General features: G+C 65.3%; 11 protein-coding genes. 7 read left to right on the top strand and 4 right to left on the bottom strand.

What is annotated here, in order from left to right; genetic code table 11:
* The first annotated feature begins 295 nt into the window (after positions 1–295).
* The 5 genes from C7I87_RS31885 (at position 296) to C7I87_RS31910 (ending at position 5,778) form a co-directional block, all read left to right on the top strand.
* The gene (locus tag C7I87_RS31885; RefSeq protein ID WP_149907939.1) at positions 296–1,906 is read left to right on the top strand and encodes an ABC transporter substrate-binding protein; all 1,611 of its coding nucleotides are present in this window, start codon (positions 296–298) and stop codon (positions 1,904–1,906) included.
* A gap of 260 nt (positions 1,907–2,166) precedes the next feature.
* Positions 2,167–3,153: an ABC transporter permease gene (locus C7I87_RS31895; RefSeq protein WP_149907940.1), complete on the top strand. Its 987-nt coding sequence runs from the start codon at positions 2,167–2,169 to the stop codon at positions 3,151–3,153.
* Positions 3,150–3,980, top strand: a complete 831-nt coding sequence (locus tag C7I87_RS31900; RefSeq protein WP_149907941.1) for an ABC transporter permease — start codon at positions 3,150–3,152, stop codon at positions 3,978–3,980. The genes C7I87_RS31895 and C7I87_RS31900 overlap by 4 nt, the downstream gene beginning before the upstream one ends.
* The gene (locus tag C7I87_RS31905) at positions 3,977–5,005 is read left to right on the top strand and encodes an ABC transporter ATP-binding protein (protein ID WP_246696482.1); all 1,029 of its coding nucleotides are present in this window, start codon (positions 3,977–3,979) and stop codon (positions 5,003–5,005) included. Before C7I87_RS31900 ends, C7I87_RS31905 begins: the two co-directional genes overlap by 4 nt.
* Positions 5,002–5,778 (top strand): ATP-binding cassette domain-containing protein, encoded by a 777-nt coding sequence (locus C7I87_RS31910; RefSeq protein ID WP_149907942.1) that lies wholly within the window; start codon positions 5,002–5,004, stop codon positions 5,776–5,778. Before C7I87_RS31905 ends, C7I87_RS31910 begins: the two co-directional genes overlap by 4 nt.
* 37 nt (positions 5,779–5,815) lie before the next feature.
* On the opposite strand, the gene C7I87_RS31915 is transcribed toward C7I87_RS31910, so the two are convergent.
* The 4 genes from C7I87_RS31915 to C7I87_RS31930 all read right to left on the bottom strand — a co-directional run bounded on the left by C7I87_RS31915 (position 5,816) and on the right by C7I87_RS31930 (position 10,041).
* A complete protein-coding gene (locus C7I87_RS31915; RefSeq protein ID WP_149907943.1) occupies positions 5,816–6,571 on the bottom strand; it encodes an ATP-binding cassette domain-containing protein in 756 nt (251 codons plus the stop codon).
* Positions 6,564–7,625, bottom strand: a complete 1,062-nt coding sequence (locus C7I87_RS31920) for an ABC transporter permease subunit (protein ID WP_149907944.1) — start codon at positions 7,623–7,625, stop codon at positions 6,564–6,566. Before C7I87_RS31920 ends, C7I87_RS31915 begins: the two co-directional genes overlap by 8 nt.
* A gap of 101 nt (positions 7,626–7,726) precedes the next feature.
* Positions 7,727–8,704: an ABC transporter substrate-binding protein gene (locus C7I87_RS31925; protein WP_149907945.1), complete on the bottom strand. Its 978-nt coding sequence runs from the start codon at positions 8,702–8,704 to the stop codon at positions 7,727–7,729.
* Between the two features lie 431 nt (positions 8,705–9,135).
* Positions 9,136–10,041, bottom strand: a complete 906-nt coding sequence (locus C7I87_RS31930; RefSeq protein ID WP_149907946.1) for a sugar-binding transcriptional regulator — start codon at positions 10,039–10,041, stop codon at positions 9,136–9,138.
* 283 nt (positions 10,042–10,324) lie between these two features.
* Between C7I87_RS31930 and C7I87_RS31935 the strand changes: the two genes are divergently transcribed.
* Positions 10,325–11,233 carry a tagatose-bisphosphate aldolase gene (locus C7I87_RS31935; RefSeq protein ID WP_149907947.1) on the top strand — a complete coding sequence of 303 codons (909 nt, stop codon included), beginning with the start codon at positions 10,325–10,327 and terminating at the stop codon, positions 11,231–11,233.
* A 34-nt stretch (positions 11,234–11,267) separates the two neighbouring features.
* Positions 11,268–12,713: an ROK family protein gene (locus C7I87_RS31940; RefSeq protein ID WP_149907948.1), complete on the top strand. Its 1,446-nt coding sequence runs from the start codon at positions 11,268–11,270 to the stop codon at positions 12,711–12,713.
* Positions 12,714–13,021: the final 308 nt, after the last annotated feature.

Raw genomic sequence — 13,021 nt, forward strand, 5'->3', positions numbered from 1 at the left:
CACCATTTTTCTCACTCTGGTCCAGCCAGAAACGTTCCGAACATTGCGCTCCGGCGGTCACCAAGTCGTCATCCATCCATATATCCGCCAACCTGGTCCTACCAGGCAACCGAATGAATGAACTTGTGCTAAACTGGTCCAGCGGACGAAAATTTCAAAGCCAAGCAAGGATGCGCCAATTCCGTCACTGGCGAAACCCTCGGCAAGGCTCATAATCCCCACCGCAGGATGCCGATGCACGCGCCGGCGTTCGAGGTCGCGCCCGGTCGGGTCGCGGAGAGGACGGAGTTCGATCATGTCAGGTTTCACCATTTCCAGACGCACCATGCTTACCGGCTCGGCAATGCTGCTGGCCTCCACGTCCATGCCGGCCCTGGGCTGGGCACAGACGCCGAAGAAGGGCGGCCGGCTGGTGCTTGCCGCCGATTCCGAGCCGCGCAATCTCAACCCGGCGATCGTCGCCTCCAACGGCGTTTTCTTCATCTCCAGCAAGATCGTCGAGACGCTGGCCGAAGCCTCCTTCGACGGCAAGGATGGGCTTGCGCCACGGCTCGCGGTGAGCTGGGAAGGGGCCGCCGACGGGCTCTCGGCGACCTTCAAGCTGCGCGAAGGCGTCAAATGGCATGACGGCAAGCCGTTCACCTCGGCCGACGTGGCCTTCTCGGCGCTGCAGATCTGGAAACCCCTGCAGAATCTCGGCCGCACCGTGTTCAAGGATCTCAGCGCGGTCGACACGCCCGACGATCTGACCGCCGTGTTCAAATTCGCCAAGCCGACGCCGTTCCAGCTGATCCGCAACGCCTTGCCGGCGCTGAGCAGCGTCGTGCCGAAGCACATCTACGAGGTCGGCAAGATCGAGGATAATCCGGCCAACAACGCGCCGATCGGCACCGGTCCGTTCAAGTTCGGCGAGTACAAGGCCGGCCAATATTACCGGCTGACGAAGAACGCCGACTACTGGGGCAAGGACGAGCCCTATCTCGACGAAATCATCTATCAGGTCTTGCCCGACCGTACCTCGGCCGCTGCCGCGCTGGAGGCCGAGGAAATCCAGCTCGCGGCTTTCTCCGCCGTGCCGCTGGCCGACCTCGACCGGATCTCCAAGGTTCCTGGTCTGAAGGTCATCACCAAGGGCTACGAGGGCCTGACCTACCAGCTCGTCGTCGAGATCAACCACCGCCGCAAGGAACTGGCCGACCTCAAGGTGCGTCAGGCCATCGCGCACGCCATCGACAAGGACTTCGTCGTCAAGACGGTGTTCCTCGGCTATGCCGCCGCCGCCACCGGTCCGGTGCCGAAGAACGATCCGCAATTCTACACCGCCGACGTGCCGACCTATGCCTTCGATGTCGCCAAGGCCAACGCCCTGCTCGACGAGGCAGGCTACAAGAAGGGCGCCGACGGCAACCGCTTCTCGCTCAAGCTCTTGCCGGCCCCCTATTTCAACGAGACAAAACAGTTCGGCGACTACCTGCGCCAGGCGCTCGCGGCGATAGGCATCGACGCGCAGCTGGTCAACAACGACTCGGCCGCGCACATCAAGGCGGTCTACACCGACCACGCCTTCGACCTCGCCGTCGGCCCGCCGGTCTTCCGCGGCGACCCGGCGATCTCGACCACCATCTTGGTGCAGAGCGGCATTCCCGATGGCGTGCCCTTCTCCAACCAGGGCGGCTACAAAAACCCTGCGCTCGACGCGCTGATCACCAAGGCCTCGGAAACGCTCGACACCGCTGCCCGCACCGACCTTTACAAGGAGTTCCAGAAGCAGGTCGCGGCCGACCTGCCGCTGATCAACGTCGCCGAATGGAGTTTTATCAGCGTCGCCAGTGAAAAGGTCGGCAACATCGCCAACAACCCGCGCTGGGCGGTCTCGAACTGGGCGGACACGTATTTGGCAGGCTGATCTTCCTTGCGGATTGCCTGTCGGGGTGCTCAGCTTCGGAGAATGAGAGTTCCTTCGCGCCCCCCTCTGTCCTGCCGGACATCTCCCCCACAAGGGGGGAGATCGGCTGTCATCATCGTCTCGAACAATTACCAACGTCGCAGGACGGAGCGCCGCGCCGAGGCTGCCAATCTCCCCACTTGTGGGGGAGATGTCCGGCTGGACAGAGGGGGGCGCCGTAGGGCGCGACCTCTAGCGTTTTCAAGCGGTGCCCTGTTGCCGTGACCCGCGCCCTCGCCCTCCTGCGCGGTCGCCTCGTCGGCAGCATTTTCGTACTTTTGATCGTCGTCATCGGCACCTTCCTTTTGCTCGAAGCTGCCCCGGGCGACGCAGTCGACGCCTATATCGTCTCGACCGGCGGCGACGCCGGCATGATCGAGCTCTTGCGCCACCGCTGGGGCCTCGACCAGTCGGAACTGACGCGGCTGGCCAACTATCTCTGGGCATTGCTGCATCTCGACCTCGGCCAGTCCGTCACTTTTTCCCGACCTATCCGCGACGTCATCCTGGAACGCCTGCCGACCACGCTCATCCTGATGGTCAGCGCCACCGCGCTCTCCTTCGGCCTCGGCTCGGCCCTCGGCATCTATGCCGGCGCAAGGCCCGGCAGCTTCCGCGACCGTTTTCTCTCCGTCGCCTCGCTGGCGCTCTACGCGGTGCCCGGCTTCTGGCTCGGCCTGGTGCTGATCGTGATCTTCGCCGTCGACCTGCGCTGGCTGCCGATCGGCGGCATCGAGACCCTCGCCTCGGACAAGACCGGTCTCGACCGCGCCGCCGACATCGCCATCCATCTGGTGCTGCCGGTTTCCGCACTCGGCTTCATCTACCTGGCGCTCTATCTGCGCATGATGCGCGCCGGCATGGCCGAGGCCTGGCGCCAGGATTTCGTGCTGGCCGCCCGCGCCAGGGGGCTTTCGCGCCGCCGCATCGTGCTCGCCCATGTTGCCCGCAATGCGCTGCTGCCGCTGGTCACCATGCTCGGCCTGCAGTCGGCGCAGATGCTGGGCGGCAGCGTCGTCATCGAGAGCGTCTTTGCCGTGCCCGGCCTCGGCCGGCTGGCGCAGGAAGCGGTGGCCGCGCGCGACACCCCCTTGCTGCTTGGCATTATCCTCACAAGCGCTGTCCTCGTCATTCTCATCAACCTTCTCGTCGACATCGCCTATGCCTTCCTCGACCCGCGCGTCGGCGGCAGCGAGGCGGGCGCATGAGCCGTCTGCGCCGCTTTCTGCGCACGCCCGAGGCGCTTGCCGGCGCCATCCTTCTGGCGGTGCTGTTCGCCATGGCGCTGTCGGCTTCGCTGCTGTTTCCTGGCGACCCGCAAGCCATCGCCGGCCCCGCGCTGCTGCCGCCATTCCAAAACTGGTCGCTGCCGCTCGGCACCGACCGGCTCGGACGCGACGTGCTGGTCGAGTTGTTCCACGGCGCCCGCACCTCGCTTGCCGTCGGCCTCGCCGCGGCCGCCACGGCCCTTGTCATCGGCGCGGTCGTCGGCACGCTGGCCGGCTTTGCCGGCGGCCTCGTCGACGAGGTGTTGATGCGCATCACCGATGCATTCCAGACCGTGCCTGGCTTCCTGCTGGCGCTGGCCTTCGTCAGTGTGGTTGGCCCCTCGCTCGGGGTCGTCGTCGTGGCGATAGCGCTCGGCACCTGGACGGGGCCGGCGCGCATTGCCCGCGCGGAAGTGCTGTCGATCCGCGAGCGCGACTATGTCGCCGGTGCCCGCGTGATCGGCATGCATCCGCTGGAGATCGCCTTTCGCGAAGTGCTGCCCAACGCCTTGCCGCCGGTACTGGCGATGTCATCAGTGATCGTCGCCGCGGCGATCCTCACCGAAGCGGCTCTGTCCTTCCTTGGCCTCGGCGATCCCAACCGCGTCACCTGGGGCGGCATGATCGCGGAAGGCCGCACTGTCTTGCGCACCGCGCCCTTCCTGTCGATCGTCCCCGGCATTGCGCTGCTGCTGACGGTATTGGGCGTCTATCTCGCCGGCGAAGGCATCGTCGAGACGACGGCAGTGCGCAGGGGCCTGTCGTGACGGTGCTGGCGTCAATCCGCGATCTGGCGGTGACCTACCGCCGCGATGGCAGCGAAGTGGCCGCGCTAAGGAACATCAACCTCGACATCATCGCAGGCGAACGCCTGGCCATCATCGGCGAAAGCGGATCGGGCAAGAGCACACTGGCGCTGGCGATCGCGGGGTTGTTGCCGCAGTCTGCCAGGACAGAAGGGAGCATTGAGTGGATCTCTCAGCCACTGTCGGGTGCCAAGGCACCCCCCTCTGTCCTGCCGGACATCTCCCCCTCAAGGGGGGAGATCGGCAGTTCCGCCGCTGGCTCCTTCCAACCAACCTCAGCCCCGACAAGCTCGGCGATTGGCGAAAGCGGCAATAGGCGCACAATCTCCCCCCTTGAGGGGGAGATGTCCGGCAGGACAGAGGGGGGCCTCGTAGGGCGCAGAGGGCAAGAGTCTGCCTCCAAACCAAACCATAACCTCCTCCTCGGCCGAGACATCGGCTTCGTCTTCCAGGACCCATCCGCCAGCCTCGATCCTGTCATGGCGATTGGCAAGCAAATCGCCGAGGTGGTGCACACCCATCTCGGTCTCGACTGGCGGCAGTCCTTCGCCAAAGCCATAACCTTGCTTGAACGCGTGCGCCTGCCCGACCCGGACTCGGCCCTGCATGCCTTCCCGCATCAGCTCTCCGGCGGCCAGAAGCAGCGCGTAGCGATTGCAGCCGCGATTGCCGCCGGGCCGAAACTGCTGATCGCCGACGAGGCGACCAGCGCGCTCGACACCATCGTGCAGGCCGAGATCGTCGCGCTGATCCGACGGCTGGTGGCCGAGGACGGCATGACACTGCTGTTCATCAGCCATGACATTGCGCTCGCCGCCGAGCTTGCCGAACGCATCGCCGTATTTCGTCATGGCGAACTGATCGAACTCGGCGGCACTGGGCAAATCGTCAATGCGCCGACGCAAGCTTATACACGCGCGCTGCTCGACGCTCATATCGGCCTCGACGCCGCGCCCTTGCTGAACCGAAACGGGCTGAATGCATGAGCCTGTTGACGGTATCCAACCTCACCAAACGCTATAGTCGCGGCGGCAAGACCCTCGCCGCGGTGGACGATGTCTCCTTCCATATGGAGCCCGGCGAAACGCTGGCGCTGGCAGGCCCTTCCGGCAGCGGCAAGTCGACAATCGCGCGGCTGGTCCTGCGACTGATCGAGCCCGATGGCGGCCGCATCGAATTCGAAGGCGATGATTTCCTTACCTTGCGCGGCGCGCCCTTGCGTGCGCGCCGCGGCCGCCTGCAGATGGTGTTCCAGGACCCGCTCGCCGCGTTCAACCCGCGCGCCACGGTGGCGCGCGTTCTCGACGACCCCTTGCGTATTCATGGCGTCGCCTCACGCTCCGAGCGCCCGCGCCGCATCGCTGCCTTGCTGGAACGGGTCGGCCTGGCGGCCGATCTCGCGCCGCGCGCCATCCATGAAATCTCCGGCGGTCAGCGGCAGCGCGTGGCGATTGCGCGCGCCATCGCCACCAAGCCGTCGCTGATCGTGCTTGACGAAGCGGTGTCGGCGCTCGATGTCTCGGTGCGCGGCCAGATCCTCTCCCTCCTGCTCGACCTGCAGCGCCAGGAACGGATCGCCTATCTCTTCATTTCGCATGATCTCGGTGTGGTCCGGGCGGTCGCCCACCGCGTCATCCTTCTCGATGCCGGACAGATTGCCGAGAGCGGTGACGCCCGAGCCGTCATCGACGCACCGCAATCGGCCATCGGCAAGGCGCTGGTGGCGGCTGCCCCTAAATTAAACAGAAACAGACCATGATCCGGTCTTCGAACAAGATCGCGCTGAGAGAGCCCGCCTATCCCCCCACCATCAGCTTGACGACCTCGTCATGGTTGGTCTCGGATATCTTGCGCTCGCCGGCCTGGACGCCGCGCCGCAGCACGATGATGCGGTCCGAGACCGCGAAGATATCCTGCAGATTGTGCGAGATGAAGATCACGCCGCGACCCTGCGCCTTGAGCTGGTGGATGAGCGAAATCACCTTGCGCTGCTCCGGCACGCCCAATGCCGCCGTCGGTTCGTCCATGATGAGGATCTGCGCATCCCAGTAGACGGCGCGGCCGATGGCGACGGCCTGGCGCTGGCCGCCGGAGAAATTGCTGACCGGGGCGTTCATCCGGCTGACGTGGAAATCGAGCCGCTTCATCGTCTCCCTGGCAGCGTCTGCCATGGCCTGGCGGTCGAGCACCGGCAGGAAGCCGAACGCCTTACGCATCGGTTCGCGGCCAAGGAAGATGTTGGCGCCGATCGACAGATTGTCGGCCAGAGCCAGATCCTGGTAGATCGTCTCGATGCCTTTTTCGCGCGCTTCCTGCGGCGTCGCAAATGCCACCGGCTGGCCACCGAGCAGGATTTCGCCGCCTGTCGGCTGGAACACGCCCGAGATCGCCTTGATCAGCGTTGTCTTGCCGGCCCCGTTATCGCCGGCAAGCGCCACCACTTCGCCCGGCCGCACGGCCATGGAGAAATCGCTGAGCGCGCGCACGGCGCCAAAATGCTTGGACAGGTTGCGGACTTCGAGCAAGGGGGGGGCCTGGTCGGTGCTATTCATCCTGGCGGCCTCCACTGAACCGGCGCTGCGCCTGGTCTATGAGCACGGAAATGATGATGACGACGCCGACGGCGATGAACTGCCAGAACGGCTCGACATTGACGAAGACCAGCCCGTACTGGATGACCGCGATCACCAGCGCGCCGGCGACCGTGCCCAGGATCGTGCCGGAGCCGCCGAACAGGCTGGCGCCGCCGATGACGACCGCAGCGACGCTATCGAGCAGCAGCGGCTCGCCGGCTTGTGCCGCACCGGCGGTGAAGCGCGCCGCGTAGAGCGCCCCGCCAAGACCGGCGCACATCGCCGACAGCACATAGAGCCGCAATATGTGGCCCCTGATATCGATGCCGGCGCGCCTCGCCGCCTGCACATTGGCGCCAATGGCATAATTGTGCTGGCCGAACCGCGTCTGGCTGAGCAGATAGTGCATCACGATGACGAAGACGGCAGCGATCATGACCAGATAAGGCACGCCGTAGAACTTGCCGTTGCCGAGCAGCGCGAACCAGGAATTCTGCACCGGCACCGTCGTGCCGCCGGCAAGCAGGAAGGCGACACCGCGCGCGACGCCGAACATGCCGAGCGTGCCGATGAAGGGCGGCACCCTGAGGCGCGAGATCAGCAGGCCATTGATGATGCCGGGCACGCCGGCGACGATCACGGCGGCGAGAATGCCCGCCAGCATGGCCAGCGGCAAGGGAATGGCGGCGCCCGCCAGATTGGTGGCATGCGCGGCAACGACGGCCGCAAGCCCCATGATGAAGCCGAGCGACAGGTCGATGCCGCCCGAAATGATGACGAAGGTCTGTCCGGTCGCCAGCAGCAGCGGCGCTATCGCGAAGATCGCGATGGATTGCAGGTTGAACGGGTTGAGCACGAACGTCGCGCCGAAGGCGAACCTCGACCATATCTCGAAACAAATGATCAGGCCGGCGAGGAACAGCCAGGCGCGCCCTTCGGCGATGCGGCCGATCAGGCTCCTGGCCGGATCGCCATGATCGGCCTGAGGGGCGACATGCTTCTCGGCCGGCTGGGCTGGTGATGTCGAGGTCATGAATACTCCGCAGCGCGGCTGCCTTCAAACAGGCCCCGCCTTTTGCAGGACCCGGCACGAGCTCCCCCGGCGAAACCGGGAGGAGCCAAGCTGGTCTTGGCCTACTCGGAGTAGAGATACTTCGAGATGTTCGGATCCGCGATGTTGGACTTGTCCATGATCGTGAAGCCGGTGCCGATTGTGACCGGGATCGAATGGCCGGTCAGGTGGGCATAAGCCGAGACGACGCCGAAGTAACCGATCTCGGCCGGATGCTGGGCGATCGCCACATCAACCAGGCCGGTGTTGATGTTGTCGACGATGCTGGTCGGCGCATCGAAGGCAACGACCTTGACGGTTCCCGTCTGCCCGGCCTGCTTGACGCCGTTGGCGGCGCCCAGGGCCGAAAACAGATTGGCGCCGAACACGCCGACGAGATCGGGATTGCGTGCGAAGACAGCCTGCAGCTGCGAGGCAGCCTTGTTGGCGTCGTCGTCATTGAATTGGGTCTCCAGCACGGTGATGCCCGTATGCTTGGCCATCTCCTTCTTGAAGCCTTCTTCGCGCTGGTCGGTGGTCGAGATGCCGGGCTTGACGTTCGACACATAGACCTTGCCCTTGTCGCCGATGGCGGTGGCCAGAGCGCGCGCGGCGATCTCACCGCCCAGCACGTTGTCCGAGGCAATGTAGGCCAGCGGGAAATCGGCATCGCCGGCGCCCGTCTGGTAGACGCCGCTGCCGATGAACGTATCGACGGTTATGACCGGAATGCCGGCGTCATTGGCCTTGCGCAGCGGCTCGACCAATTGAACCTTGTCGGTCGGCGCGATCAGGATCGCGTCCGGCTTCTTGGCGATGACCGCGTCGAGCACCGGCACCTGGGTAACCGGGTTGAAGTCCGGAGCACCCTGGAAGACCAGGTTCACGCCAAGCGCGTCGGCGGCCGCCTGGGCACCCTTGCGCATGGTGATGTAAAAGCCGTCGGTGGTGAGGCCCGGAATGAGCGCAATGGTGTATTTCTTGTCCTGCGCCTGCGCGGGCGCCATCAGCACCGTCGCGCTGACGGCAAGCGCCGCGAGCGCGGCAACGATCTTCTTCATGACATCCTCCTCATTATTGGCAGTTCTGCGGTTTGCGGTGACATTGGGGTGGCCGTCATCTGCGCGGCGCAGGATGCCGACGGCCGGGAACACCTGTTTGCCTTTCGCGGGCAGCTCCTCCCAAGCGCCCTCCAGTCTAAATATCAGCCGGTCGAGCCGACCGGGACAATCGCCGTGTTCGCTTTCCTCGCCTCCGCAAGGTCAGGCAATCACCGCGCCCGGCATGCCTGCACGCCGGATCCGCAGTTTGTAACACTTTGCAGAAATAAATTGCAACTCGGTTTTTCCGAGGCCGCAACGCTGGTTTTGTCCAGACACCATCTGACTGTTCCTCGGAGCCCCGGCGAACTATCGTCCCGACTCTCCGGCGACACAATCGATTTCGCAACGACTTCTCTCCGCGCCGCGGCATCAGTCCGGCATATCTTCCGCTATCGCGTTGCCAGGACCGCGAGGATCGCCTGCGCCGTCTTGGTATCCGTTACCAGCGCGTTGATCAGCCGGGCGCGAGCGGCGCCAATAATGGCCGTTGCTTTTTCCGGCGAGGCGGCGACGCCGATCACCAGCGGCACGGCGCGAAGCTGCGCCGGCGACATGGCGATCATCCGGCTCTCCCCTTCCCAGGCGATCAGAGCGCCTTCCGCATCGAAGTAATGACGCAGCACATCACCGGCAGCGTGAACCAGCGCCTGCTCGCTCGGCGTGGCGGCACTCGCCTCGGGCGCGTTGATGGCATGCGGCAGGCCGATGCCGACGATCGCCACATCGGTCCTCTCCCACAACGCGACGGCATCGCGGATGGCGGCGTCGCGCAGGAAGACCTCACGCAGCTCGCTCGACGGCAGATAGGGAGCGTGGATAAAGCGCGGCGTGCCGCCGAATTCCTCCGCGGCAAGCCGCACGAATTCATTGACCTGGAAATGCGCCGCGTGCTGCTGCATGCCGCCGGTTGCGGCCACCGTGAGCACACCCGGCATGCGCGGCAGGCCGGCTCGAATGACCTCGCGCACGGCACGCCCCCAGCCGATCGCGACCACGGAGCCGGCCACCAGTTGCGCCTGCCTGAGCAAAGCGCCAAGCGGGGCGGAAAGCGCCGTCAGCGCGCCCGCCGCCGGCGTCTCGACAACGGTGGCGTCCCGCAATTTCAACCCGTCGACCAGCTGCCTAGTGATATCCTCCGGCGTCGCCAGGTCGATGACCTCGATGCGCACGATGCCCTCGGCGCGCGCCCGCTGCAGCAAGCGCGAAATCGTCGCGGTGGAGACACCGAGCTGCCGCGCGATATCGACCTGCGACATCTCCTCCACATAGTGCAGCTTGGCAACCGTGTGCAGCATCGTGCGCGATGCGGTCGCGTCCTGGACGGAGGGAACAGACAGCTTGCAATTCCTTTCAGCAACGTGTTACACGCGTATACGCCGATGGGAGTTATCGCGCAAATCCGGTGGACTCGCAACTTTAGGGCCATACCGGGCCACACGCCGGCAAAGCTGCTTATCCCAGCGGCCGGCGATGCATCCGGCGGCAAATCTTCCTGCCGGCAGGCGGGCAAACTGACCATTGTTTCCACGGGATCAGCGCCCTCGGCGAGAGAGCGCCAACATCGGATAGAAGAAGACCATGACGAAGATGACCACCGCGGAACTGCGCGGCTACCAGCAGATATGCGGCAAGGACGGAGCCATGGTGGCCATCGCCTGCGACCAGCGCGGCGGCATGCGCACCTTGCTGGCGTCGGACCCGGCGGACCAGGCCAGGATCACCAACGACATGCTCGGCGACACCAAGGCCGACATCACGCGCTACCTCGCAAGCGCTGCCTCCTGCGTGCTGCTCGACCCGCTCTGCGCGGTGCCGAGGGTCGTCGACGAGGGCGTGCTGAACCGGGATACGGCACTCCTCATCGGCCTCGACGCGTCCGGTTTCGACGCTTCGCCGGAAGGCTACCGCCTGTCGCGGCTGGTTCCCGGCATCGATGCGCGGCGCGTGCGCGAACTCGGCGGCACGGGCGGCAAGATCATGGTGTATCTGCGGGCCGACAAGCCGCAAGCCAACGAGCACAACATCGCCATCCTGCGTCAATGCATCATCGATTTCGGCAAAGAGGACTTGCTGCTCGTCGTCGAATTCCTGACCTATCAGCTCGAAGGGGAAAGCCCCGAGGACTATGCGGCCAAGACGCCCTGGCTGGTCGAGGAAGGTACGAGGATTTCGCTGGAATGCGGCGCAAAGGTGCTGAAGCTTCCCTACCCCGGAACGCCGGAAGCCTGCGCCAACGTCACAAAAATGGCCGGCGAAGTGCCGTGGGCCGTGCTTTCGGCTGGTGTCAATCACGCCACCTTTCTCGGCCAGGTCGAGATCGCCATGCAGAATGGCGCCTCCGGTGTGATCGCCGGCCGTTCGCTGTGGAAGGACTGCATCTCGCTCGACCGTGACATTCAGCGCGAAAGGCTTAAGACGATCGCGGTGCCGCGACTGCGCGAGATCCAGGCAGTGATCGGGCACTATCGGCAGAAGGCCGCTGCCTGATATCCCGTTGGATCACCGGCACGTGCAGGACGTCATGCCACAAAAGTCGATGGCCATAGGGATCGATATCGGCGGCACCAATTTGCGTGCCGCCCGTATCTCGGGCACGGGTGAAATTCTCAGACGCCTTTCCGAAAAAAGCGCGCCCGACCCGGAACTGGTGCTTGGGCGCATCGCCGACATGGTGCGCCTCCTCGACACGCCTGATGTGGCGGCCATCGGCGTCGGTGTTCCCGGCCGCGTCGACGCGCGGCGCGGCGCGGTCCTGTCGGGAGGCTATGTCAACCTCGCCTCGGTCGCGCTCGCGCATCGGTTGGAAAGCATGACCGGCAAGCCTGTCATCCTCGACAATGACTGCAACATGGCGCTAACCGCCGAGATGGCGCTTGGCGCCGGCCAGGGCCACGGCGATATCGCCATGTTTACCATCGGCACCGGCATTGGCGGCGCCGTCGTCCAGAACCGACGGGTCATGCGAGGCCGGGCAACGGCCGGGCAACTGGGCCACATCACCGTTGACGTCAACGGCGAGGTCTGCGCCTGCGGACGGCGCGGCTGTGTCGAAACCACCAGTTCCGGCACGGCACTGGGCCGCCATATTGCGCGGGCCGGCTTTGGCCCCGACGTCTCGGTCGACCAGCTCTTTGCCCGCGACGCGGCCGGCGACGTCAAGGCGCGCGGCATACTGGAAGCCTGGGCAAGGCCGCTGCGCGCGGCGATCGATACCGCCATCGCCATGTTCGACCCCGATCTCGTCCTGCTTGGCGGTGGGCTTGGCCTGGCGGCGCACAGAGCGCTCGGCCATGCGCCGGCGCTGGCGCCGTGGTACCAATGCCCAGTGGCGCCGGCGCAGCTCGGCGACGATGCCGGTGTGATCGGCGCCGCGCTCCAGGCGCTTTCGGCGTCGGCATCGACGTCGCTTTCCGTTCAACCGGGCCGCGCCAGACGCGCCGTGCTCGTCAACGGCATCCCGGCCAGCGGCAAGAGCACGGTGTCACGCGGCATCGCCGATCGCATGGGATGGCCGCTGCTCGCGCTCGACACGGTCAAGAACCCGTTCCTCGAAGTGCTCGGCGGTGCCGACCGCGAATTCAACCGCACGCTGGGCCGCGCCAGCTACCAGGCAATCTGGTCGCTCGTCGGCGACTCCCCGGCAGGCAGCACCTTCATCGTCGATGCCTGGTTCGGTTTCCAGCCGCGGCAGGTGCTCGAAGATCATCTGCGCAAGGCCGGTGTCGAACACACCGTCGAGATCTGGTGCCACGCGCCTGGCGAGGTTCTGGCCGAACGGTACGGCGCCCGGCTCGGTCAGCGCCTCCCCGGCCATCCCGGCGCTGCCTACATCCCTGAACTGATCGAACTGGCCAAGCGCGCCGCACCGTTGCGGCGCGGGCCGCTATTCGACGTCGATACGACGCACCCGATCGACTTCGAGGCCATCGCCGCATGGCTGCTTGCCGCGATGGCTGGCGACGCATAGACAACCGGAAGGGCCGAGCTCGGCCGCCGTCGACGACGTGTGGTTCCGTTCCACCCGCTTCCGGGACGGCGCGCAGCGCCGGCTGCGGCTCGCGATCGGTGGCGATGTCGGAGAGCGCGAAGACGCGTTTGAGGCTATTGCGACGAAACATCGGGACAGTGCCTTGGCGTGATGTCTGCTCACAGCAGAAGGTCAGCACTGACTTACATTGAGGCGATCTTGCTGCACCCCAAAATGCAACCGGCGAGCATTTTTCTACGGATCGGTTGTTTGATTGGTTTGGTATGTGTTTGTTTTTGTTGCGGCGT

Origin of the sequence: Mesorhizobium sp. SARCC-RB16n (assembly GCF_008520305.1) — a bacterium.
In the GTDB taxonomy this organism is placed as follows: Bacteria; Pseudomonadota; Alphaproteobacteria; order Rhizobiales; family Rhizobiaceae; genus Mesorhizobium.

Excerpts from the sequence above, each read along its gene's own strand:
- C7I87_RS31885 (WP_149907939.1), top strand. The coding sequence starts at position 296 with ATGTCAGGTTTCACCATTTCCAGACGCACCATGCTTACCGGCTCGGCA.
- C7I87_RS31900 (WP_149907941.1), top strand. The coding sequence starts at position 3,150 with ATGAGCCGTCTGCGCCGCTTTCTGCGCACGCCCGAGGCGCTTGCCGGC.
- C7I87_RS31910 (WP_149907942.1), top strand. The coding sequence starts at position 5,002 with ATGAGCCTGTTGACGGTATCCAACCTCACCAAACGCTATAGTCGCGGC.
- C7I87_RS31915 (WP_149907943.1), bottom strand. The coding sequence starts at position 6,571 with ATGAATAGCACCGACCAGGCCCCCCCCTTGCTCGAAGTCCGCAACCTG.
- C7I87_RS31920 (WP_149907944.1), bottom strand. The coding sequence starts at position 7,625 with ATGACCTCGACATCACCAGCCCAGCCGGCCGAGAAGCATGTCGCCCCT.
- C7I87_RS31925 (WP_149907945.1), bottom strand. The coding sequence starts at position 8,704 with ATGAAGAAGATCGTTGCCGCGCTCGCGGCGCTTGCCGTCAGCGCGACG.
- C7I87_RS31930 (WP_149907946.1), bottom strand. The coding sequence starts at position 10,041 with ATGCTGCACACGGTTGCCAAGCTGCACTATGTGGAGGAGATGTCGCAG.
- C7I87_RS31935 (WP_149907947.1), top strand. The coding sequence starts at position 10,325 with ATGACGAAGATGACCACCGCGGAACTGCGCGGCTACCAGCAGATATGC.
- C7I87_RS31940 (WP_149907948.1), top strand. The coding sequence starts at position 11,268 with ATGCCACAAAAGTCGATGGCCATAGGGATCGATATCGGCGGCACCAAT.